Raw genomic sequence first — 22255 nt, 5'->3', positions numbered from 1 at the left:
TCACGGAAAAAGGCATGCAAGCATCATCGCAGATCCTTTTGCCAATGCGCTTGCCCAGACCTGCATGCCGGAGGATTAGGCATGAGACCCGGAGGAATCGTCATGGCCGCAGCGGCAGTCGGCGCCCAAAATGCGCCACCTCACCTGTCACTGCTTCTGCGAGGTTTCTCATGTACACCGCTATCGGTTATGCCGCTCAATCGGCCACCACTCCCCTCGCCCCGATGAAATTCGAACGCCGCAGCCCGCGCGCCGACGACGTGGCGATCGAGATCCTGTACTGCGGCGTCTGCCACTCCGACATCCACCAGGCGCGCAACGAATGGGGCATCGCCGTGTATCCGTTGATGCCCGGCCACGAAATCGTCGGCAAAGTCACCGCCATCGGTGCCAACGTCACTCAACATAAAGTCGGCGACCTGGTCGGTGTCGGTTGCATGGTCGACTCTTGCCGCACCTGCGCCGCCTGCCAGCAGAACCTCGAGCAATACTGCCTCGAAGGCCCGACCATGACTTACGCCACCCCTGACCGGGTCGACGGCAGCAACACCATGGGCGGTTATTCGGACAGCATCGTGGTCAGCGAGCACTTCGTGGTGCGCATTCCGGAAAAGCTGGATCTGGCCAGCGCCGCGCCGATCCTCTGCGCTGGCATCACCACCTACTCGCCGCTCAAGCACTACGGGGTCAAGGCCGGCGACAAGGTCGGGATTCTCGGCATGGGCGGCCTCGGCCACATGGGCATCAAGTTCGCCAAGGCCATGGGTGCGGAAGTCACGCTGTTCACCCGTTCGGCGAGCAAGGCCGAAGAAGGCCGTCGTCAGGGCGCCGATCATGTGATCGTCTCCACCGATGCCGAGCAAATGGCCGCCGCTGCGGGCCGTTTCGACTTCCTGCTGGACACCATTCCGGTGCAGCACGACCTCAACCCGTACCTGCAAACCCTGCGCTTTGATGGCGTGCATATCCTGGTCGGCCTGATCGAACCGATCGACCCGCCCGTGCACGCCGCCAACCTGGTGCTGGGCCGTCGCGTACTGGCCGGTTCGCTGATCGGCGGCATCGCCGAAACCCAGGAAGTGCTGGATTTCTGCGCCGAGCACAACATCACCTGCGACATCGAAATGCTCGACATCCGCCAGATCAACGAAGCTTACGCGCGGATGATTGCCGGTGACGTGAAGTACCGCTTCGTGATCGACATGGCGACCTTGAAGCTTTAAACCTTCAAGCCAAGCTCCGCCGAGAGCCGGGCTGTGACCCCTTTGATCAGGGGGATCAGCTCGGCCATTTTTTCCAGCGGCATGTACGGCACGGTGCTGGCGATGCTGATCGCCGCGACAATGCGCTTGCTCGCATCGCGAATCGGCGCCGCCACGCAGCGGATCGACGGTTCGTTGTCCTCCAGATCGAAGGCGTAGCCGCCGGCCACGTACTCGGTCATGCGCTGCTCGAGCTGTTCCCACGATTGCTGGGGATGCTGCGGCCAGAACTGACTTTTCCCACCCGCCGGCAGGCTGATGTCGTACAGGCGCTGCCAATCCTGCGGTGCATCATCGAGCATCAACGCCTTGCCGATCCCGGTGCGCGCCAAGGGCATGCGGTGGCCGACACGCGAACGCATTTCCGGGCCGTTGCGCCCCGGATTCTTCAGCAGGTACAACACCTCATCGCCTTCGCGAATGCCCAGGTGCACGGTGTCGCCGGTCAGCGCCGACAACTCGTCCAGATACGGCCCGGCCAGACTCACCAGCGGCAACTCTTCACGCGCCTGAAACCCCAGCTCGATCAGCTTGGGCCCCAGCAGATAGCCGATTTGCGGCACTACGCGCAAATAGCGCTCGTCCACCAGGCAACTGGCCAGACGATGGGTGGTGCTGCGCGTGGTGCCGATCAGCCGGGCAATCTCTTTCAGATCGCGGGCGCCACTGGCCACCGCGTGCACCACGCCCAGGCCGCGAAGCAGCGTCTGGGTGCCGGTGGGTGCGGCGTCCTTGGTTTTTTCCGGGGCGTCTTCCTGCATATCCAGCCTTTACCGTTGAGCGAGGGAACGGGCGGCATTATGGTCGCCCGACGCAGACGACTACAACTCGATACGCTCGACCTTGCCCACCAGCAGCACGTAGGACAATGCACCGATCAGCGCCAGAACCGCGATGTAAGTAATCGCCGGGGCGAACGAATCACCGCTGGCGAGGAAACCGATGACAATCGGCGTGGCAATTGCCGACAGGTTGCCGATGAAGTTGAACACCCCGCCGGTCAGCCCCAGCAACCGCGCCGGAGCGAGGGTCGAGACCAGCGACCAGGTGATCGACGCCAGCCCGTTGCCGAAAAACGCCAGCGCCAGGAAGGCAATCACCAGCGGTGTCGATTCAACGAAATTGGCACCGATGATCGAGGTGGAAATCAGCAGCCCGCCAATGATCGGCAACTTGCGCGCAAAGCCGACGCTGCAGCCACGGCGGATCAACAGGTCGGAAAAGAACCCCGAACACAGCACGCCAATGAACGCGGCAAGAAACGGCAGCGACGCCAACAGGCCGGATTTGATGAAGTCCATGCCGCGATATTTCACCAGATAGGTCGGGAACCACGTCAGGAAGAACCACAGCGTCGAGTTCAGACAGAACTGGCCGAGGTAGATGCCCCACAACTTGCGTTTGCTCAGGACGATGCCGAGATCGGTCCAGCTGAATGAGGCCTTAGTTGCTTGCGCTTGAATGTCTACCAGTCCGCCGCCCTCGCGGATCAGGTCGATCTCTGCGCTGTTGGCGCCCTTGAAGTCTCGCGGTTCGCGATACACCGCGTACCAGATCGCCGCCCAGATGATGCCTGCCGCACCGGTCGCGACAAACACCATGTGCCAGCCGAACTCATGTTGCAGCCAGGCCAGCACCGGGGTCAGAAACGCCAGCCCGACAAATTGCCCGGAGGTGTAGAAACCAATCGCCGTGGCCCGCTCGCGCTCGGGAAACCAGGTGGTGACCACGCGGCTGTTGATCGGATAGGCCGGGGCTTCCAGCGCGCCGACCGCCATGCGCAATACGAACAGCGCGATGAAACTCGCGGCAAAACCGAGCAGCACCGTGGCCAGCGACCACAGCAGCAGCGCGACGCTGTAGAGGATGCGCGGTGGCACGCGATCCACCAGCCAGCCGCCGGGGATCTGCATCGCGGCGTAGGTCCAGCCGAATGCGGAGAAAATCAGCCCGACGTGAACCGGGTCGATGCCCAGTTCGCTGGTCAGCGCAGGCGCGGCAATCGACAGGTTGCTGCGGTCGAGGTAGTTGATGACCACGGTGATGAACAGCAGCACCATGATGAAAAACCGCTTGCGGCTAGGCGTGGCTAAAGACGCCTGCCCGGTGAGGGTTTGCGTTGGCATGGGGGTGCCTCTTTTTATGATTATTTGAGGACAGTCGTAAAACTTGCGCCGAACCCTGTGGGAGCTGGCTTGCCAGCGATAGCGGTGCATCTGTTACATCAATGTCGGATGTGCCGCCGTCATCGCTGGCAAGCCAGCTCCCACAATGGATTTTGGGTGGGTCAGAAGGGACTCACCACTCGGCAAAACTGCCGTCGGCATGGCGCCAGATCGGGTTGCGCCAGCGGTGGCCGACGGCGGCACGCTCGATCACGTATTCCTCGTTGATCTCGATACCCAGCCCCGGCCCGTTCGGAATCTTCACGAAGCCTTGGTCGTAGTCGAACACCCGCGGATCCGTCACGTAGTCGAGCAAATCGTTGCTCTCGTTGTAATGGATACCCAGGCTCTGTTCCTGAATGAACGCGTTGTAACAAGCCGCGTCGAGTTGCAGACACGCCGCCAGCGCAATCGGCCCCAGCGGGCAATGCAGCGCCAGCGCCACATCGTAGGCTTCGGCCATGTTGGCGATCTTGCGGGTTTCGGTGATGCCGCCGGCGTGTGAGGCATCCGGCTGGATGATGTCGACGTAACCTTCGCTCAACACCCGTTTAAAGTCCCAGCGCGAGAACAGCCGCTCACCGAGGGCAATCGGCGTGCTGGTCAACGGCGCCAGCTCCTTCAGCGCTTCGTAGTTTTCACTGAGCACCGGCTCCTCGATGAACATCAGTTTGTACGGGTCGAGCTCCTTCATCAGCACCTTGGCCATCGGCTTGTGCACCCGACCGTGGAAGTCGACGCCGATACCGACGTTCGGCCCGACCGCATCGCGCACGGCGGCGACATTGGCCAGGGCCAAATCGACTTTCTCGAAGGAATCAAGGAACTGCAGTTCTTCGGTACCGTTCATTTTGACTGCCGTAAAGCCACGGCTCACTGCCTCTTTCGCGGCACGTGCGGTGTCGGCCGGACGGTCGCCACCGATCCACGAATACACGCGGATCTTGTCACGCACCTGACCGCCGAGCAGATCACTGACCGAGACACCGAGGGCCTTGCCCTTGATGTCCCACAGCGCCTGATCGATACCGGCCAGCGCACTCATATGGATCGCACCGCCACGGTAGAAGCCGCCGCGGTACAGCACGGTCCAGATGTCCTCGATGTTGCGTGGGTCTTTGCCGATCAAGTAGTCGGACAATTCCTCGACCGCAGCCGCGACGGTATGGGCGCGGCCTTCAACTACAGGCTCGCCCCAACCGGTCACGCCCTCATCGGTTTCGACCTTGAGGAAGCACCAGCGCGGCGGGACGATGAAGGTGGTGAGTTTGGTGATTTTCATCTGTTTGTCTCTCTTGTTAGATGCAGCGCACGCAGCGCCGGATAAATCTCAGCGAAGGGCCTTCCAGGCAGCCACGTAGGCCTTGGCATTGGCCGTCACTTGCTCAACCGTCATGCCCGGTTTGAACAGGCCGGAACCGAGGCCGAAACCTTTCACGCCAGCGTCGATGAATGCTTGCATGTTGTCCGGGGTGATCCCGCCGACCGGCGCCAGCACCGTTCCGGAAGGCAACACCGCGAGCCACGCCTTGACCACCGCCGGGCCCATCTGCTCGGCCGGGAACAGCTTGAGAATGTCCGCGCCCTCCTCCAGCGCCGCAAACGCTTCGGTCGGTGTCGCAACACCCGGCGACAGGTAAAGCCCCGCCGCTTTCGCAGCACGCAACACCTTGGCATCGCTGTGCGGCATGACGATCACCTGGCCGCCAGCCTCTTTCACCCGCTCGACCTGCTCCGGGGTCAGCACCGTGCCGGCACCGATCAGGCAATCGGCGGGCAAGGTCTGACGCAGGATGCGGATACTTTCGTACGGCGACGGGGAATTGAGCGGTACTTCGATGACGCGAAATCCGGCGGCATACAGGACTTCTCCGACCGCTGCGGCTTCCTGCGGATGCAGGCCACGCAAGATCGCGATCAGACCGTTTTGTGCCAATGCTTGCTTGAGCATGTCAGGCCTCCAGTCAGGGTTAACGGGATGAGGAATCGAGCAGTCCGGCGGCCAGCGCCAGTTGCCACAGGCCACGCTCGGTGGCCTGCTCGGCCAGCGTGACGCGAGCGAAACCGCAAGCCTCGAGGGCACGACCGTAACGGGCGCAGAGTTGCGCGTTGCCAATAAGGATGATTGCGGGCAGATGCACGCTGTGGCGCCGACGCCGCTGCACCGCGGCAAGCGCCGCCAGTTCATGGCCGATCATCAGCCCGGACAGGTAATCCGCTTGCGCCGTCGGGGCCAGTTCGCCGGTCAGGCCCAAGGTGCGTGCACTGAATAATGTGGAGAGCACGCCCAGTTCGCCGTCCGCCGACAGCGCCACTTGCACGCCACGGTCAAATGCCACGCCGTCGAACGCCACACCCTGTTGCTGGGTACGCCCGAGAATGCTGTGTTCACTGAGCACGGCGAACACTTCGCCGGTCATGAAGGTGTCGAAATGTGTGATGCAGCCATCGACCACTTCCACCCACTTGGAATGGCTGCCCGGCAGACCGATCAACAGATCGCCGCCCGCCTCCGCCGGCAAGTTCTGCAGTACGCCGAGGACTTGGGTTTCTTCGCCGCGCATCACATTCGGCAGGCGTGAACGCTGGATCACCCCCGGCACGATATGTACCCGCGTGCCGCGCAGACTGACCAGTGTTTGTAAGGAATTTCCGAGATTGGCGACGTTTGCCGGCGTTTCGCAGTAGGCCGCCTCGCGCCAGCCCTGGGCGCTGCCCACCATGCCGCAGGCGATCACCGGCAGATCCGGCTGCGCATCAAGCCAGTCGCCACACGCCTCTTCGAAGGCCAGTTCAAAGCCGTCGGCGCATTCACCACCGTGGATGACTCGCGGCGTCTTCGGTAACTGCATGATCCCGGACGACAGCGCACGCTGCTCCAGCACCACCCCGCCCGCCGCGAGTTTGTAAGCACGTAATGAGGTCGTCCCCCAGTCGAGCGCGATCAATTGCGCCTGCATCGCTTCACCTGTTTTGTTTTTGGCAGTGAGTGCGACGGACTATAAACCTTGGCGCAGGAAAATCTCAATATATAAATATCATTCCCATATTATGGGATTTACAAGTGTAACAAGCGTTTCTCTGCCAAATCTTTAAAATGCCGGCCGCGTCCATGCGACGACCGCTCTCGATATGTTCAGGGAAGAAAAAATGAAAACCGCTTTAACGGCGTTACTGCTCTGTGGCGCACTCTGCTTCGCGGCGATTGCCAGCGCCTTGCCCGCTATCAAGGAGGGCGATATCTGGGCCTACAACACCCGACCGGGTGAAGAAGCCTCGACCTTGACCATCCTCAAAATCGAAGGTTATCCGCATTACGGCACCGTCGTGCATATCCGCGTTGATGGCATTCGGATGATCAACCCGGTCACCGGAGGCGAGTTCACCGCAATGCCCCACCTGCCTTTCCAGGCCGAGGCTTTGCAGCGCAGCCTGACTCGGCGCGTGGGAGAAACGGCGCAGATTCCGGATTTCAGCCAGGGCTACACCTACTGGAAGGCGGCCTTCGATGAAGAGAAGGCCGGGGCTTTCAAGATTTCCGTGCGAAAGACGCTTGATGGGTTGCTCAGCGGCAACTGGGAAATGACTGATGATGACACCGCCAAAACCACATCGACGCCCTGACGATCATCCCTCGGCAAACTCACGCAACACCTTGCCATCCATGCGATAGCGCACCCACTCTTCCTGCGGCTGCGCACCAAGGGATTTGTAGAATTCGATGGCCGGGGTGTTCCAGTCCAGCACACTCCATTCGAAGCGGCCGCAGTCGTTGTCGCAGGCGATTTTCGCCAGATGCCGCAGCAGGGTTTTACCGGCACCGCCGCCGCGCTGTTCGGGGGTGATGTAGAGGTCTTCGAGGTACAGGCAATTGCTGCCGAGCCACGTCGAATAGCTGAAGAAGAACACCGCAAAACCGATCGGCACACCGTCACGCAGGCAGATCAGACCATGGGCCGTGGCGCCTTCACTGAACAGGCTGCGCTCGATATCGGTGACGCTGGCGATCACTTCGTGGCGGGCCTTTTCGAAATCTGCCAGTTCGGTGATGAAGGCGAGGATTTGCGGCGCATCGCTGGGGGTCGCCGGGCGGATTTCGATCGTCATGAACGGGCCTTGTCGGAAAAGGGAAAGCGCCATACTAAAGCCGTGGGCGGCGCTCGTCACATTCCATACCTGGTAGAGAACCTTGTGGTGAGGGGATTTATCCCCGATGGGGTGCGCAGCAGCCTTGAAAAAGGGGAGTGCTTCGCACTCCATCGGGGATAAATCCCCTCACCACAGAAGTATCATGGGCTTCAAAATTCAGGTAAGTCTGCAAGGATGTTCATGAACGCCACTGCTTTTGCGCCGCTCACCTCACTCGCCGCCGAGTTGCTGCCCCACGCTCTGGAGACCTCCGACGACGGTGCCCACGACCTCGCTCACTTGCAACGGGTCTGGCACACCGTGCGCACCTTGCAGGCCGAGGAAGGCGGCGACTTCGAAGTATTGCTCGCCGCCGTGCTGCTGCACGACTGCGTAGCTGTCGAAAAGAACTCGCCGCTGCGCTCGCAGGCCTCGCGCCTTGCCGCTGACAAAGCCGCCAACGTGTTGGCCGATCTGGATTGGCCCGAAAGCAAAATCGCCGCCGTCAGCCACGCCATCGAAGCCCACAGTTTTTCCGCCAACATCACCCCGCTGACCCTCGAAGCGAAACTGGTCCAGGACGCCGATCGGCTCGACTCGCTGGGCATGCTCGGCGTTGCCCGCACCTTCTACGTCGCCGGGCGCGTGGGCAGTGCGTTGTATGACCCGCTGGACCCTGAAGCCAAGGAGCGCGACTACGACGACACACGCTTCTGCCTCGACCACTTTCAGACCAAGCTGCTGCACCTGGCCGACGGTTTCCAGACTGGCGCTGGTCAGCGTCTGGCGCAGATCCGCCATCAGCGTCTGAAGGGTTTCATGGAGCAGTTCAAGGAAGAGATCGGCATTGATGCCGCACTTCGCCAATAGACCGTTCGTCGATCATCAGGCACCAATCCGATTCAGGGGCAGACCAAACACAGGTAAGGATTCCAATCACTGGAGAAGCCCTATGATCCCGTCAAGGTTGACTGCCCTCGTTTTCGCCGCCCTGCTGAGCCCTGCGGTTTTCGCCGCTTCTACCACTGCAGCGGGCACCGGTCCTACCGATCCGGTTCCTTCACCGCGCGCCCCGGCCATTAACAGTGCCCCAGGCATGAACACCGATGGCTCCGGGGTTCCGTTGATCAACCAGCCACCTGCCACTGGCACCGACCCACGCACACAAGGCAGTGACCCCGGCCGCCAGGGTGGCATGAACACCCCCGACGCCCCCGCAACACCCGATAACGCCGGCCCCGGCATCGGCTCGAAAACCACCACCGGTGGCTCGGGTTCCGAAGGCAGCGGTCAGTAGTTCGCCGACGCGAGCGTCCTATTCACATCCATGAAGAGGTAACCATGAACGTCGATAAAAACCTGGAAAAAGAAGTCCTTACCCGCCTGCTGCACGCCCATCCGAGTGGATTGGGCAAAGAGGTGCTGGACAACTATCGCGGTGAGAAAGTCGTGGCCAGCGCCCTCGCCACCCTGCAGGATCGCGGACTGATTCACCATGGTCATGTGACCTGCAATGAGGCCGGCGAACACTCGTTGAATCTGCCGATCAAGCTCAGTGCCGCGGGCGTTGAAGCGGCGAGAAAGCTGGATGTCTAGAAGCGGTGGTTGTGTGAACACATGATCTTTCAAGAGCTGCTGCTGGCGGCGATCTTTTGATCTTGCTTTTTAAAATCAAAAGATCGCAGCCTTCGGCAGCTCCTACACATGAAACCCATCTACTGGTGCAAGGAGAAATCCCATGCCTCGTGGAAGCAAAGACAAATACACCGCCGAACAGAAGCGCAAGGCCGAACACATCGAAGACGGCTATGAGAAAAAAGGCTTGTCGAAGGATGCAGCCGAGGCGCGGGCCTGGGCGACGGTCAACAAACAGTCGGGCGGTGGCGAAAAGGCTGGCGGCCCCGGACGCAGGAAACCGGCGAGTGCCAAGTCCGAAGATCGCAAAGAATCATCGCGGCGAGCGGTGGCCAGTCGCGAGGGACATGCGCGCGACAGCAAGGCGTCGCGCGAGACGCAGACTGTCGACAGTCTGAGGAAAGAGGCGCGGGCGAAGGATATCGCCGGGCGCTCTTCGATGCGCAAGGACGAGTTGATTGCGGCGTTGCGCAAAGCCGGCTGATATTTGTTGTGAGGCTGATGGCCTTATCGCTGGCAAGCCAGCTCCCACAGTGACTCCGGGGTACACAAATTTGCGTTTCACCCTGTAAACCTGTGGGAGCTGGCTTGCCAGCGAAAGCGTCTGTTCAGTCGCCGCAGGACTCGCGGATAAACCCATCCACTTCAGCCGCCCCCGGCGCTGTAGCCGGCCCCCATCGCGTGACTGCCAAAGCCGCTGCCGCATTCGCCCGCCGCGCCGCCTCATGCGCATCCAAGCCCTGCGCCAACCCGGCGACAAACACCCCGGCATGCGCATCCCCCGCACCGTTGCTGTCGACCGCTTTCACGGCCAACCCCGGCACATGCCGACGTTCACCGGCCTGCTGAATCCAGCAACCCTGCGGCCCGTCGCGTACCACCAACAGCACGTCTTGCGGTAAGTGTTCGGCGAGTCGGTCCAGTGCCGCGCCAATGTCCGCAGCTCCGGTGAACCTCAACGCCTCGACGCTGTTGCTGGTCCACACATCAATGCGCGGCAGCAGCGCCTGCATCAACGCCGAGTCCGGCGATTCCACCAACGGCCCCGGATCGAACACCACGTTGATCGCGTCCGGCAGCGCCAGCGTCCAGTCCAGCAAAGCTTGCGCCTTGCCTGCATGCAGCAGGCTGTAGCCGCTCACATACACGTAATCGCCCGCTTCGGCGGCCACACTGTTCAAATCCTCCTCGGTCACCTCACCTTCAGCGCCGATGTAGGAAATGAAACTGCGCTCGGCCGACGCATCGGTCAGCGCCACGCAAATTCCGGTGTCGCGTTGCGCAGGCGTCGGGATGCCGATATGAATGCCTTCATCCTTCATCGCCTGACGCGCCAGATCGCCGAAACGCCCACTGCCGTGGCGACCGAGATAAACCACCGGCAAACCATTGCGCACGGCAGCGGCCATCACGTTGAAACCGCCGCCGGCCTCGAACGCCGCAGACTGCGCCAGCACATCGCCGCCGATTTGCGGCAACTGATCCACCGCCATGACCAGGTCGATGATGACCTGGCCGGTGTGCAACATCTTAGGCATGAGCATTCTCGACTTGCGCGGCGCGGCGATCTTTTGCCCCGCCGAGAATCAGGTAAATGCCACCGGCCACCACGAAGGTCACGATCCAGCCCAGACCGTTGTGGCCCAGCCACGAGTCAGACAGGAAGCCTTTGAACCAGACGTTCTCGGCGGTGGTGCCGATGGTGGTGAAACTGAAGCCGAGCACGATGGCAATCGCCCAGGCGCCGAACGCACGCCACTCGATGCCGCCGCGATACCAATAGGCGCTGCTCGGGCTGACATCTAGCAGGTCTCTGGGGCTGTAGTAATGACGGTGAATCAGGTCGACGACGAAGATCCCGACCCAAGCAGTGATCGGCACCGCCAACAGGGAAATGAAGGTGATGAACGGGCCGTAGAAGCTGTCGGCAATCAGCATGAAGTAGATCGAGCCGGCGAAGATCGCCACGATGTCGACCACCACTGCGTACACGCGTTTGACCTTCAGACCGAGGGTCAGCGTGGTCAAACCGGCGGAGTACACCGAAAGGTTGTTCGACAGCAGCAGGCCGCCGAATGCAGTGATCAGGTACGGTACGGCCATCCACGTCGGCAGCATGTCGCGGATGGCCACGATCGGGTCAGTCGCCGATGCCAGATCGTTGTTGCCCACCGACAGCAGGCCGCCGAGGGTGATCAGCAGCACCAGCGGAATCCCCGCACCGAACGCCGCCGACGCCACCAGCCGGACAGCCTTGACGCTGCGGTGCTGATAGCGCGACATGTCCGCACCGGCGTTAGCCCAGCCGATCCCGGTGCCGGCGGCCATGGTGCCGATGCCGATGATCATCGCGCTCAGCGGCGCTGGCGTGGCGTTGAACACCGCGCTCCAGTCGATGGTCGCGCAGAGGAAGCCGCCGACCAGAATGTTCAGCGCGCCGAACACGTAGGTCGCCCACTTCTGGATCACCAGCAACGTCGCGTGACCGAGGCCGGAAACCGACAGGGTCAGCAACACGAAAATCGCGATGAAGAGTAGGGTCAGCACGGGCGCGCTTTTCGCTTCAACCGGTGAGCCGAACAGGATCGAGCACAGCGACAGCAGCACGAATGCGGCGGTGGTGGTGTTGACGGTTTCCCAGCCCAGACGCGACATCAGCGAGACCAGAGTCGGGCCGATGTTACCGCGCACGCCGAAGATCGCCCGCGACAGGGTCAGGCTCGGCGCGCGACCGCGGCGACCGGCAATCGAGATGATTCCCACCACCGCAAACGAACCGGCTGCGCCGACAATCGCGACAATGATCGCCTGCCAGATTGCCAGCCCGCGAAACGCCACCAGCGTAGCGCCGAGCGGCAGTCCGAGAATGGAAATGTTGGCGGCGAACCAGACCCAGAACAGTTGCAGCGGATGGCCGTTGCACTCGGCTTCCGGCACCGGCTCGATCCCCCGGGTTTCCAGTTGCCCGGCGCTTGGCCCGACGTTTGATGAACTCATGAACAGTGCTCCTGTTTGCCTTTATTGTGGTTGTGGCAATGACGCAAAACGACAAGACATCTGTGGCCTTCCCGGGCCTGTCTGTGCGATCCATTGCGGGTGAATAATTCATAAATGCGTCGCGCCTATCGCGGGCAAGCCCGCTCCCACAGGTTCAAAGTGAACCTTAAGATATGCACGATCCCTGTGGGAGCTGGCTTGCCAGCGAAGGCGTCAATTGAATCAACGCAAGGCCAACAGACCTTGCACCAACGGCTCAAGCTCCAGATGATTGACAGCCTTCACCGTTTTGATCATCTCGGCAGGCCAACTCTCAAGACCCAGGCAGGCCCCGAGCATGGCGCCGAGAATCGCCGCGATGGTGTCAGTGTCGCCGCCAAGGCTGGCGGCCATGCACAACGCTTCGAACGCGCTCATCTCGCCGACCGCTACTTGCTGCGCCAGGGCAAACGAGACCACCACCGATTCCTGCGATGCCACTGACGTGCCAATCACGTCGTACAGCAGATCCGCCAGCAGCGCCTTGTCGCTATCGACGCTGATGCTGCGCGCCCAACTGATGCGCGAAGCGATGCGCCCGCCGGCGACCCAGTGCCCATGTGCCTCGGCCTGTTGCGCAATCTGCTGGCCGAGGTTCAATGCCTGGCCCAGATCCATGCCGTTGATCCCGGCCGAGACCACCGCCGCCACCGCCGCCGCGCTGGAAATCCCCAACGTGGTGTTGTGGGTGACCTGACAGGCCTGCACCACGGCTGCGATGAAACGCTCGGGATCAGCGACGTCTGCCGCAATGCCCACCGGAGTGATGCGCATCGCCGCACCATTGGTAGTGCCGTAACGCCCGGCCTCCTCCGGCGAATGCCCGGCGAGGATCATTTCAATGGCGCGTTTGGTCGACGGGCCGAGCAGGTCCTGCGACCCCTTGGCCTGCATCTCGGCTTCCCATTCGATCAGCCGTTGGGCGAGGACTGCCGGTTCGATGCGGCCCCTGCCTTCGACCAGCAACTCGCCGACCAGAATCGCCTGTTCGGTGTCGTCGGTGATCGAGCCCTTGGGCATGTTCGCGGCAATCGGTTGCAGAGGACCGGCATCCTGCAGATCGGTGATCCGGCCGAAGCGGGTCTTGATCGTTTCGCGGTTCAACGATTGCGTCGGCATGCCCAGCGCATCACCGAGGGCCAGGCCATAAAACGCACCGAGGGCACGGTTGAGCGCGGTCATTTCGATTCTCCAAATTGCAGGTGCAGGCGGAAATGCACCGGGTCGAGCAGGCTTTCGACCTGTTCCATGAAACGGTTCTGTCGGTCGTAGGTGGTGCGCAGGGCCTTGAGGAACACGGTCCCAGTCGGGCGCCCGAGCAGTTCGGCGTCCTCGGCATTCAGCGGTTCGGCGCCGATCCATTGATCGCCGCGTTCGCCGATGTAGCCGTAGGCCGCGAGGGTAATGGTCAACGAGTTGTCGATCAGACCGACGCGCGGCAGGCTTTCCAGGCCGCCGGTGGCCGGCATCAAAGAGCGTTCGAGGGACACCAGGGTGCCGTCGTTGGAGCGGCGACGGCGGTCGAGGGTGATGAATTGGTCGGTGCCGAACCGCGAGAGCAGATCGGGCCGGGTCACAGCTTCCAGGCGCAGCACTTCAGTGTTGATCAGCGCCCCGCTGTCGGCCAGCGCCTGTGCCCAGCCGCTGCGCTGATCGAGCGCTACACCGTCGAACGTGACAATGGAGCCGACCCCGCTTTGCGTGGCGATGTAATTGCGCCGCTTCAGTTCGGCCAGCGCCTCGCGCAACGTGCCACGGCTGACGTTGAATTCCTGAGCCAACTGATGCTCGCCGGGCAATAGAAAGCCGTCCTCCATGAGGCCGCTTTCGATGCGCCGGACGAGTTCGTCGACCACCCGTTGTTTCTTGTCAAATCGTACCTGTCTAATCATGTACAAAGTGATACCCGAAACGGGCGCGGGCGGGCAAGGAATTTTTAGCAGAGATGACGGAAGGTCTGGCGCGGCGCAACCACCTGTGGGAGCTGGCTTGCCAGCGATGGCGGCGGAACATTCAAAGTTAATGTTGAATGATCAACCGAAATCGCTGGCAAGCCAGCTCCCACAGGTTCGCGTGCTGAGCGGGAATCAGCGTTGTTTGAGGCGGTCGATGACCACGGCCAGCAACAGAATCGAACCGCGAATCACATACTGATAAAACGTGTCGATGTTCTTCAGGTTCATCGCATTTTCGATGATCGCCAGAATCAGTACCCCGGCAATCACATGCCGGATCATGCCGATCCCGCCGCTCAACGACACGCCGCCGAGCACACACGCCGAAATTACGGTCAGCTCGAAACCCTGGCCAATCATTGGCTGCCCGGAGGTCATGCGCGATGCCAGAATCACCCCGGCCAGTGCGCCGATCACGCCGTGTACGGCAAAAATGATGATCTTGGTCCGGTCAACGTTGACCCCGGCGAGCAACGCCGCTTCCTGGTTGCCGCCGATGGCCATGGTGTTGCGCCCGTAGGTGGTGTAGTTCAGCAGCCAGCCGAAGAACAGGAAGCAGACGATGGTGATCAGGATCGGTACCGGCACGCCGAACAACTGGCCGTTGCCGAAGACGAAGAACGATTCCTGCGACACGCCCACCGCTTTGCCGTTGGCAAAAATGTAGGCCAGGCCGCGGACGATCTGCATCGTCGCCAGCGTGGTGATCAGCGCATTGACCCGCAACTTGGCAATCACGATGCCGTTGATCAGCCCGACAATCAGGCCCATTACCAGCGCCGCGCTGACGCCGAGGAACACGCTGTTGGTGTCGCGCATCACCACCGCCGCCACCACGCCGGCGCAAGCGATCACCGAGCCTACCGACAAGTCGAAGTGCCCCGACGCCAGGCAATACAGCATGGTGCACGCGGCGATGCCGGTGGTGGAAATCGCCAGGCCCAGCCCGCGCATGTTCAGTGGCGAAAGGAAGTTGTCGATCAGCAGCGTGCAGGCGAGGAAGATGCCGATGGCCGCCAGCAGCATGACCCAGTCGTCGAGGAAGCGCCGCAGGTCCAACGGTTTGCGGGGAGTCGGCAGCGCCTTGTTTTGGATGGTCATCATAGTCACCTCTCAGTTCGCCACGCCGTCAGCGCGATGGCGCGGCAAAGCCAGTTGCAGCAGGTTGGATTCATTGGCCTGGTCGCGGCTGACTTCGCCGCGCAGCGCGCCTTCGCAGAGCACCAGAATGCGATCGGAAATGCCCATCACCTCCATGAGGTCGCTGGACACCACGATCACCGAAATACCGTCGGCGGCCAGGTTATGGATGATCTGGTAGATCTCGGCCTTGGCCCCGATGTCGATGCCGCGAGTCGGCTCGTCGAGCAGCAAGACCTTCATCGGCATCGACAGCCAGCGACCGAGAATCGCCTTCTGCTGATTGCCGCCGGACAGGAATTTGATCTGCTGACCGGCGTGCGGGGTTTTGACTTTCAGCGCCTTGATCTGCTTGTCGGCGTTGCCCTTCTCCCACAGCCCGCGTAGCAGGCAGCCGAGGCTGGCATTGGCGCCGCGCGCGCTGATGTTGATGTTCTCGGCAACGCTGGCCAGCGGGATGATCCCCTCTTTTTTTCGGTCCTCGGGGCACAGCAGGATCCCGGCGGCAATCGCGTCACGCGGTGAGCGCAATTTCAGTTCATGCCCGCGTAATTCCAGGCGTCCGGCGGTGTTGCGCTCAAGCCCGCTGAGCAGCCGGAACAATTCCGTGCGCCCGGCTCCGACCAGGCCAAACAGGCCGAGAATCTCGCCCTTGTGCGCCTCGAAACTCACCGGTTCGCGCAGGCCCGGGCCGAGCAAACCGTCGACCTTCAACGCCACCGCGCCGCGTGGACGGCTGCGGTAATCGTAGATGTCCTGAATGTCGCGCCCGACCATGCAGGTCACCAGTTGATCGTGGGTCAACTGGCTCATGTCATCGAAGGTGCGCACGTAACGGCCATCCTTGAACACCGTCACCGCGTCGCAAATGCGGAACACCTCTTCCATGCGATGCGAGACGTAGAGCACCACTTTGCCCTCATCGCGCAGGCGGCTGATGATCGCCATCAAACGGTCGATTTCGCGCGCCGAGAGGCTGCTGGTCGGCTCATCGAAGGCGATCACATGCGCGCCACGGGACAGTGCCTTGGCGATTTCCACCAGTTGCCGCTGGCCGAGCGACAGGCGCCCGACCTTGGTCTGCGGATCGATTTCATCGGCCAGGCCCTTGAGGCAGGCCAAGGCATTCTGGCGCAGGACGCCACGATTGATCAGGCCGAAACTGGCCGGCAGATGACCGAGAAACAGGTTCTCGGCCACGCTCATTTCCGGCACCAGATGCAGCTCCTGGTGAATCACCGCGACGCCGCTGCCGATGCTGTCGGCGGTCGACTTGAACGCCATGGTCTGCTCGCCGATCTGCAACTCGCCGCTGCTCGGGATGTAGGCGCCGCCGAGGATTTTCAGCAGGGTCGATTTGCCGGCGCCGTTCTCGCCCATCAAGGCGTGCACCTGCCCCGGATGGGCGACGAAGCTGATCGCGTCCAACGCCTTGACCCCGGGGAAGGTCTTGCCGATCCCGTTGAAGCGCAGGCTGCCGCCGCTGCTGTTTACATGTGTGTGTACTTGCGCGTGCATCTGAGTCACCTCTTCACACCGATCGAGCAGCCATCAGTTCCACAGGCCGATTTTTTCCAGCTCTTGCTTGAAGTTCTCGCGGGTGATCAGGGTGACGTCATCCATCGCCGTGTACTTCGGCGGTTCTTTGCCGGTGGTGACCCACTCGTACATCATCTCGGCGGTCTTGTAGCCTTCGATGTGCGGGCTTGGCAGCATCGAACCGAAGAAACCGCTGTTGGGCTTTTTCAGCTCGCCGATGGCGTCGGTGCCATTGATGCCGATACCAATCACGTTGGCCGCAGCGAACCCGGCGGCTTCGGTGGCGCGCACGCCGCCGAGCACGGTGTTGTCGTTCATGCCGCCGATGATCAGGTTCTTCGCTGCGCTGGGCAGCTTGACCAGCGCCGAGTTGGTGGCGTCCATGCTGCCCGGCACGTCGAGGGTTTTCAGCGCGGCGGTCAGGATGTGGTCTTTCGGCAGGCCGGCGTCTTCGAGCGCCTTCATCGAACCGTCGGTGCGCTTCTTGCCGGTGTCGAGTTCGTTATAGGTGTTGACCACCGCGTAGGTGTCTTTCCAGTCCCAGTTGCGTTTCTTCGCTTCGGCAACCATCGCGTTGCCCTGCTTCTGGCCGACTTCGAACGCGGCCATGCCGAGGTATGGCACGTCTTCCATAAACTTGCCGCTGGCGTCGACAAAACGGTCGTCCACGGCGATCACTTTCAGATCATTGAGTTTGGCTTTGGCCATGATCGCCGGGCCGAGCGAGACGTCCGGCGGGCAGATCACGAAGCCTTTGGCACCGTTGGCCGCAAGGCTGTCGATGGCCGAGAGGGTTTTCTCGCCATCCGGCACGGCGATCTTGATCAGTTCGAAGCCTTTGTCCTTGGCGGCTTTTTCAGCGAAGGCCCATTCGGTCTGGAACCATGGCTCTTCAGCCTGCTTGACCAGGAAACCGATTTTCACGGCGTCGGCAGCGAGCAGCGTACTGCTCAGACTGAACGCGGTGACCGCCAGAGCGGCACTGCACAGGGTACGAATCCCGAAACGACGTTTCATAAGCTGACTCCTTGTTATTTTTCTTGAGCAAATTAAACAGTTTGTGGCGAGGGAGCTTGCTCCCGCTGGGCTGCGAAGCGGCCCTAAAACCGGTTACCTCGGTCAATCAAACACACCGCACAGCCCGAATTTACGACTGCTGCGCAGCCGAGCGGGAGCGAGCTCCCTCGCCACAGGTGTGGTGGCGTGACACGTACTGCTGCAAAGCCTGTTGAAAATAGTCATATCGTATGATGATTGGATTTCAAGCGGAGTTCACCGCCTGAAGCCCAAGCTATTCAGTCGTGGTACATCACCGAGCGCCCACCATCGATGGTGATGCACGAGGCATTGATGAACGGCGCTTCATCACTGGCCAGAAACACCGCGGTCATCGCCACTTCAATCGGCTGGCCGATACGTTTCGGCGGGTGCAGATCGAATGCTCGCTGACGCTCGGCGTGCGGGTCGGCAAAGCCGTTCCAGTAATCGACGTTGAGTTGCGTCTCGATGTAGCCCGGCGCGATAGCGTTGACCCGAACGCCCTTCGCCGCGTACTCGATACCCAGCGCCCGGGTCAGGCCGAGCAGGCCGTGCTTGGCCACCGGGTACGGGAAGCAACCGGGAATGATGTGGGAGGAATGGGTCGAAGCGATGTTGATGATGCTGCCGACACCCTGCTCGATCATCTGCGGCAGCACGGCTTTGCAACCGTACCAGGCGCCGTCCAGATCGATGGCGAAGCAACGACGCCAGTCTTCTTCGGTCATTTGCAGCGGATCGCGGAACACGTTGACCCCGGCGCAGTTGACCAGCACGTCGATGCGCCCGTGCCGCTCAACCGCCAGTCTGGCCATGGCGTGCAGGTCTTGCTGGCGCGAGACGTCGGCCTTGATCGCTTGAACGTCGTAGCCCTTGTCGCGCCACTGGGCGGCAACCTTCTCGACCTTCTCTGCCTGAATGTCGCTGATCACCAGCCTGGCCTGCTGTGAGGCGAAGGTGGCGACGATGGCTTCGCCGATGCCTTGAGCGGCGCCGGTCAGCAGCACCACTTTGTCTTTCAGACGCTCACCCTTCGGCGGCGCAGGCACCGGCGGCAAGGAAAGAGGTTCAGCCATGGATCAGGACTCCTGTTCGTCGACACAAAAAAACCGGGCATCTGACGATGTCCGGTCTGGAAGACTGTGAAAACGAAACAGGCAGGCGCAGCGAGCGACGCCGGGCCGTTGCGAGACGCTGACTCCGTTGGGGAGTGCGATAGAGATTCGCTGCATCACTTCACCTGTTTTGTTCTTTTTAAGTGTGAGTGCGTGTTACTGCTGGAGCCGACTATAAACCCGACCGACGAATAATCTCAATATATAATTTTGCATCCCATATTTTGGGATTTAACCTGCGAACCGTGTGCAGAGCTTGCCCGGTACATCGACCCGCATCGACAGGACTGCGCCATCCAGCGGATGGTTGTGCGGACTCTGGGCGCTGGTGATGTAGAGGGTTTTCAGGTCTTCGCCACCGAATACGCAACTGGTCGGGCGGCTGACGGGCAGATCGATTTTGCGCTCGACCTTGCCTTCCGGGCTCAGGCGCAGCAGACAACTGCCATCCCAGCGGGCGTTCCACACGTAGCCTTCGGCGTCCATTGCCGAACCGTCAGGATCACCCTGCCCGTTTGTGGCATACCAGACCTCAGGACTGCCGAGATTGCCATCGGTGTGAATGAAATAGCGATTGAGCGCCCCGTCCAGGCTGTCGCCGAACAGCAGCGTGGTGCCGTCGTCGCTCCACAGCAAGGTGTTGGGAATCCCCAGGCCACGCAGCAACGGCGTGACGCGCTGGTCGGGATCAATGCGGAACAGGCCACCGGACCGACGCTCGACCGGCAGGTCTTCGCCGTTGTCGCCGATGTTGTTCTGCATGGTGCCGAGCCACAGTCGCCCCTGGGCGTCGCAGCGCGCTTCATTGGGCCGATTGCCCGGTTGCGGGTCGGCGATGCAGAACAATGTCAGGCGCGGCTCAAGGCCCGGGGAATCGAGGTCCAGTCGATACACGCCGCTGCTCAGGGTTACCAGCGCATCGCCGCTGGCGCAAGGGATAAACGCCGAAACGTGCTCGGGCATCTGCCAGATCTGCACGTTGTTGCCGATCAGCCGCAGCGCCTGCTGGCCGGCGATATCGACCCAGTACAGCGCCTGGGTGGGGGCGTCCCAGAACGGGCCTTCTCCGAGTCTGGCGCGGTGTTGGGTGACGGCGGTCCAGCTCATGGCAACTCCTTGGTTCTTGTGGTTTTTATGGTAGGGATTTGTGTTGTCAGCTGGCTTTTTTGTCGGCCATCACCTGCGGGTAAAAGCGCTTGATTGCCAGATCGGCATTGTCGATCAGGGTCATGCAGGCCCACACCCCGCGCGCCGCATCGCGGGCGACGATGGCGTCGGCCATGTCCTTGTGGATTGGCAAGGTGCGACGCAGTTCATCGGGGTCAGCGGCGGAGACTTCAAACGACACGGCGAGCAGGGCGCCGAGGGCCGGGACCATTTGCTCAATGAACTGGTTATGGCTGGCTGCCAGAATGCACTCGTGGAACACCTGGTCGGCACGGTTGTAATCGATGCCGCTGTCGACCGCCCGTTCCAGCGCGTTGTAGGCCAATTGCACCGCATGAATCTGCTCCAGGCTGGCGCGCTCGCAGGCCCAGCGCACGGCCATCGGTTCGATGGTGCGACGCAGATCGAGCAGGTCATCGACAAAGTTTTCCGGCAAGCCATTGCGTGACAGCCAGCCGACGACTTGCGGATCAAACAGGTTCCAGCGCCGCACTGGCAATACGCGGGTGCCGACTTTCGGCCCGACCTCAAGCATGCCTTTGGCGACGAGGGTCTTGATCGCTTCGCGAATCACCGTGCGGCTGACGCCGAGTTGCTCGCCCAGATCGGCCTCGACCTTGATCGTCTGCCCCGGCTTTACCTGGCCAGCGGCAATCCAGCTGCCCAGCCAATCGACCGTTGATGCATGAAAGCTGCTGGACATGAAAACCTCAAAGCGCTTGGCGATGGGTGTTCACGCTAATGATCATATGATTAGCAGTCAATCGGGATTTTAAGGTGATTCTCAAAACCAATGTGGGAGCTCGCTCCCACAGGGATTTTTGTTTAAGGCTCGAGGCCGATGCGGAAGAATTCGCCGCCACTCCATACGCCCAACCAGCGCTGCCCGTCGATTTCGCGACTGACCGCCAGTTCCACCAGTTGGTAAAACACATTGCGGTGAATCAGCGCTTCGAGGTTGCTGCGCACGTGCACGTAAGGCGCGGGCTCTTGAGTCATTGGGTCGATCTCGACGCGGATAGGATGTTCCGGCCCGGCCTCGGCGGTCTCCTCGACGTTGGTGGTGAAACGCAGCAACTGCGCTTCACCCTCGCCTTCAACCTCCACGGCAATCGCCACAAACGGCGCGTCGTCGACTTTGATCCCGACCTTTTCCACCGGGGTAATCAGGAAGTAATCATCGCCGTCGCGGCGGATGATGGTGGAGAACAGCTTGACCATCGGCTTGCGCCCGATCGGCGTGCCCAGGTAATACCAGGTGCCGTCACGGGCGATGCGCATGTCGATGTCGCCGCAGAAGTCCGGGTTCCACAAGTGCACCGGCGGCAGGCCTTTGGTTTTGGGGATTTGTCCCAACAGGTCATTGGCTTTTTGCGGGCCACTCATGGCGTACTCCTTGGGTTTATTGGTCGCCGACTCCCAGCAGGCTGCGCGCATATTGCGCCAGCGGCGGGCCGATCAGGTCTTCCGGCTTGTTGTCGTGGAACGTCAGTAAACCGCCACGACTCTTGATCCGTGCAGTATCAATCAAATACTGGGTGCTGGTCTCGATCAACATGATCTGAATCACCCCGCCGTCGATGCCGAGGCGATCCACGGCTTCCTGATCGAGCCACTCGTCGGAGTTGCCGATGCGGTCGTCAGCCTTGGCGAAGCGGGTATACAGCAGGTAGTGAGCACCGGCATCGCGAGCTTCGCCCAATGCCTGATCGAGGCCTTCCGGGGCTCGCGCACGGCGGACCATCGGGAAGTATTCGACAAAACCTTTGAACGCTTCTTCGGCCACAACGTTCGGGCGCGGATAGGAGCCACCCGGCGGCGCGAATGAACCCTGGGCGATGTAGATGAACGAGTCCGGCTGAATGCGGAAGTTGTTCACCCGACGGCTGTCGCTGTGGTCCAGCAGCCCCGCGTCGCTCATCTGATAGCGAGTGCCTTCGGCCATATCGCTGACAGTCATACAGCCGCCAAGCGCCAAAACGGCCAGCAGCAAAACCAGGCTACGCATCCTCATCCTCCAGAAGCCGGTGACGGAAAACCGGCGAATGCCCGTTGGATGCAGCTTTTGCGCCAGC

At 61.4% G+C, this 22255-nt stretch carries 24 protein-coding genes; 6 read left to right on the top strand and 18 right to left on the bottom strand.

Going from position 1 to position 22255, the window contains the following annotated elements; genetic code table 11:
- Positions 1-170: 170 nt before the first annotated feature.
- On the top strand, positions 171-1223 hold the full coding sequence (locus ACTJKS_RS01310) for an NAD(P)-dependent alcohol dehydrogenase (RefSeq protein ID WP_041069261.1): 1053 nt from the start codon (positions 171-173) through the stop codon (positions 1221-1223).
- Here the strand turns inward: ACTJKS_RS01310 and ACTJKS_RS01305 are convergent.
- From ACTJKS_RS01305 to ACTJKS_RS01285, 5 genes are all read right to left on the bottom strand, one after another.
- Entirely contained in the window at positions 1220-2023 is an 804-nt protein-coding gene (locus ACTJKS_RS01305) for an IclR family transcriptional regulator (RefSeq protein ID WP_041069258.1), read from the bottom strand. The genes ACTJKS_RS01310 and ACTJKS_RS01305 overlap by 4 nt on opposite strands.
- Before the next feature lie 60 nt (positions 2024-2083).
- Positions 2084-3388 carry an MFS transporter gene (locus ACTJKS_RS01300; protein ID WP_108183463.1) on the bottom strand — a complete coding sequence of 435 codons (1305 nt, stop codon included), beginning with the start codon at positions 3386-3388 and terminating at the stop codon, positions 2084-2086.
- Between the two features lie 172 nt (positions 3389-3560).
- Complete coding sequence (gene dgoD / locus ACTJKS_RS01295; protein ID WP_108183464.1) at positions 3561-4709, bottom strand: galactonate dehydratase; 1149 nt, start codon at positions 4707-4709, stop codon at positions 3561-3563.
- Between the two features lie 48 nt (positions 4710-4757).
- Complete coding sequence (locus ACTJKS_RS01290) at positions 4758-5378, bottom strand: 2-dehydro-3-deoxy-6-phosphogalactonate aldolase (protein WP_108183465.1); 621 nt, start codon at positions 5376-5378, stop codon at positions 4758-4760.
- 19 nt (positions 5379-5397) lie between these two features.
- Positions 5398-6387: a 2-dehydro-3-deoxygalactonokinase gene (locus ACTJKS_RS01285; RefSeq protein ID WP_262949135.1), complete on the bottom strand. Its 990-nt coding sequence runs from the start codon at positions 6385-6387 to the stop codon at positions 5398-5400.
- A 172-nt stretch (positions 6388-6559) separates the two neighbouring features.
- On the opposite strand from ACTJKS_RS01285, the gene ACTJKS_RS01280 reads away from it, so the two are divergent.
- Entirely contained in the window at positions 6560-7051 is a 492-nt protein-coding gene (locus ACTJKS_RS01280; protein ID WP_440828791.1) for a hypothetical protein, read from the top strand.
- A gap of 3 nt (positions 7052-7054) precedes the next feature.
- On the opposite strand, the gene ACTJKS_RS01275 is transcribed toward ACTJKS_RS01280, so the two are convergent.
- Positions 7055-7534: a GNAT family N-acetyltransferase gene (locus tag ACTJKS_RS01275; protein WP_007961964.1), complete on the bottom strand. Its 480-nt coding sequence runs from the start codon at positions 7532-7534 to the stop codon at positions 7055-7057.
- A gap of 222 nt (positions 7535-7756) precedes the next feature.
- Here ACTJKS_RS01275 and ACTJKS_RS01270 point away from each other — a divergent pair, with 222 nt between their 5' ends.
- The 4 genes from ACTJKS_RS01270 (at position 7757) to ACTJKS_RS01255 (ending at position 9674) form a co-directional block, all read left to right on the top strand.
- A complete protein-coding gene (locus tag ACTJKS_RS01270) occupies positions 7757-8425 on the top strand; it encodes an HD domain-containing protein (protein WP_262949134.1) in 669 nt (222 codons plus the stop codon).
- 82 nt (positions 8426-8507) lie between these two features.
- Entirely contained in the window at positions 8508-8852 is a 345-nt protein-coding gene (locus tag ACTJKS_RS01265) for a hypothetical protein (protein WP_108183469.1), read from the top strand.
- Positions 8853-8896: 44 nt separating this feature from the next.
- Positions 8897-9151 (top strand): hypothetical protein, encoded by a 255-nt coding sequence (locus ACTJKS_RS01260; protein ID WP_108183470.1) that lies wholly within the window; start codon positions 8897-8899, stop codon positions 9149-9151.
- 142 nt (positions 9152-9293) lie between these two features.
- Complete coding sequence (locus tag ACTJKS_RS01255; protein ID WP_108183471.1) at positions 9294-9674, top strand: Rho termination factor N-terminal domain-containing protein; 381 nt, start codon at positions 9294-9296, stop codon at positions 9672-9674.
- A gap of 124 nt (positions 9675-9798) precedes the next feature.
- On the opposite strand, the gene ACTJKS_RS01250 is transcribed toward ACTJKS_RS01255, so the two are convergent.
- The 12 genes from ACTJKS_RS01250 to ACTJKS_RS01195 form a co-directional block, all read right to left on the bottom strand.
- Positions 9799-10728, bottom strand: a complete 930-nt coding sequence (locus tag ACTJKS_RS01250; protein ID WP_108183472.1) for a PfkB family carbohydrate kinase — start codon at positions 10726-10728, stop codon at positions 9799-9801.
- A complete protein-coding gene (locus ACTJKS_RS01245) occupies positions 10721-12187 on the bottom strand; it encodes a purine-cytosine permease family protein (protein WP_108183473.1) in 1467 nt (488 codons plus the stop codon). The genes ACTJKS_RS01250 and ACTJKS_RS01245 overlap by 8 nt, the downstream gene beginning before the upstream one ends.
- Before the next feature lie 222 nt (positions 12188-12409).
- On the bottom strand, positions 12410-13408 hold the full coding sequence (locus tag ACTJKS_RS01240) for an ADP-ribosylglycohydrolase family protein (RefSeq protein ID WP_108183474.1): 999 nt from the start codon (positions 13406-13408) through the stop codon (positions 12410-12412).
- Complete coding sequence (locus ACTJKS_RS01235; RefSeq protein WP_108183475.1) at positions 13405-14118, bottom strand: GntR family transcriptional regulator; 714 nt, start codon at positions 14116-14118, stop codon at positions 13405-13407. The genes ACTJKS_RS01240 and ACTJKS_RS01235 overlap by 4 nt, the downstream gene beginning before the upstream one ends.
- Positions 14119-14313: 195 nt before the next feature.
- The gene (gene araH / locus ACTJKS_RS01230; protein ID WP_045122821.1) at positions 14314-15282 is read right to left on the bottom strand and encodes an L-arabinose ABC transporter permease AraH; all 969 of its coding nucleotides are present in this window, start codon (positions 15280-15282) and stop codon (positions 14314-14316) included.
- 12 nt (positions 15283-15294) lie between these two features.
- Positions 15295-16839, bottom strand: coding sequence for an L-arabinose ABC transporter ATP-binding protein AraG (gene araG / locus ACTJKS_RS01225; protein WP_108183476.1), 1545 nt, complete (start codon positions 16837-16839; stop codon positions 15295-15297).
- A 33-nt stretch (positions 16840-16872) separates the two neighbouring features.
- Entirely contained in the window at positions 16873-17877 is a 1005-nt protein-coding gene (locus ACTJKS_RS01220; RefSeq protein WP_047295641.1) for a substrate-binding domain-containing protein, read from the bottom strand.
- 278 nt (positions 17878-18155) lie between these two features.
- Positions 18156-18974: an SDR family oxidoreductase gene (locus ACTJKS_RS01215; protein WP_108183477.1), complete on the bottom strand. Its 819-nt coding sequence runs from the start codon at positions 18972-18974 to the stop codon at positions 18156-18158.
- A gap of 270 nt (positions 18975-19244) precedes the next feature.
- Positions 19245-20120, bottom strand: a complete 876-nt coding sequence (locus ACTJKS_RS01210; protein ID WP_108183478.1) for an SMP-30/gluconolactonase/LRE family protein — start codon at positions 20118-20120, stop codon at positions 19245-19247.
- 46 nt (positions 20121-20166) lie between these two features.
- A complete protein-coding gene (locus tag ACTJKS_RS01205) occupies positions 20167-20883 on the bottom strand; it encodes a FadR/GntR family transcriptional regulator (RefSeq protein WP_041069214.1) in 717 nt (238 codons plus the stop codon).
- Positions 20884-21005: 122 nt separating this feature from the next.
- Positions 21006-21566, bottom strand: a complete 561-nt coding sequence (locus tag ACTJKS_RS01200) for a DUF1285 domain-containing protein (RefSeq protein WP_108183479.1) — start codon at positions 21564-21566, stop codon at positions 21006-21008.
- Positions 21567-21582: 16 nt separating this feature from the next.
- A complete protein-coding gene (locus tag ACTJKS_RS01195; RefSeq protein WP_041069208.1) occupies positions 21583-22188 on the bottom strand; it encodes a DUF4823 domain-containing protein in 606 nt (201 codons plus the stop codon).
- Positions 22189-22255 lie beyond the last annotated feature (67 nt).

The organism is Pseudomonas sp. 22189, from assembly GCF_052045635.1.
Classification (GTDB): Bacteria; Pseudomonadota; Gammaproteobacteria; order Pseudomonadales; family Pseudomonadaceae; genus Aquipseudomonas; species Aquipseudomonas parakoreensis.
The sequence above is the reverse complement of the archived record's forward strand: the minus strand, read 5'-3'. Positions and strand labels throughout refer to the sequence as shown.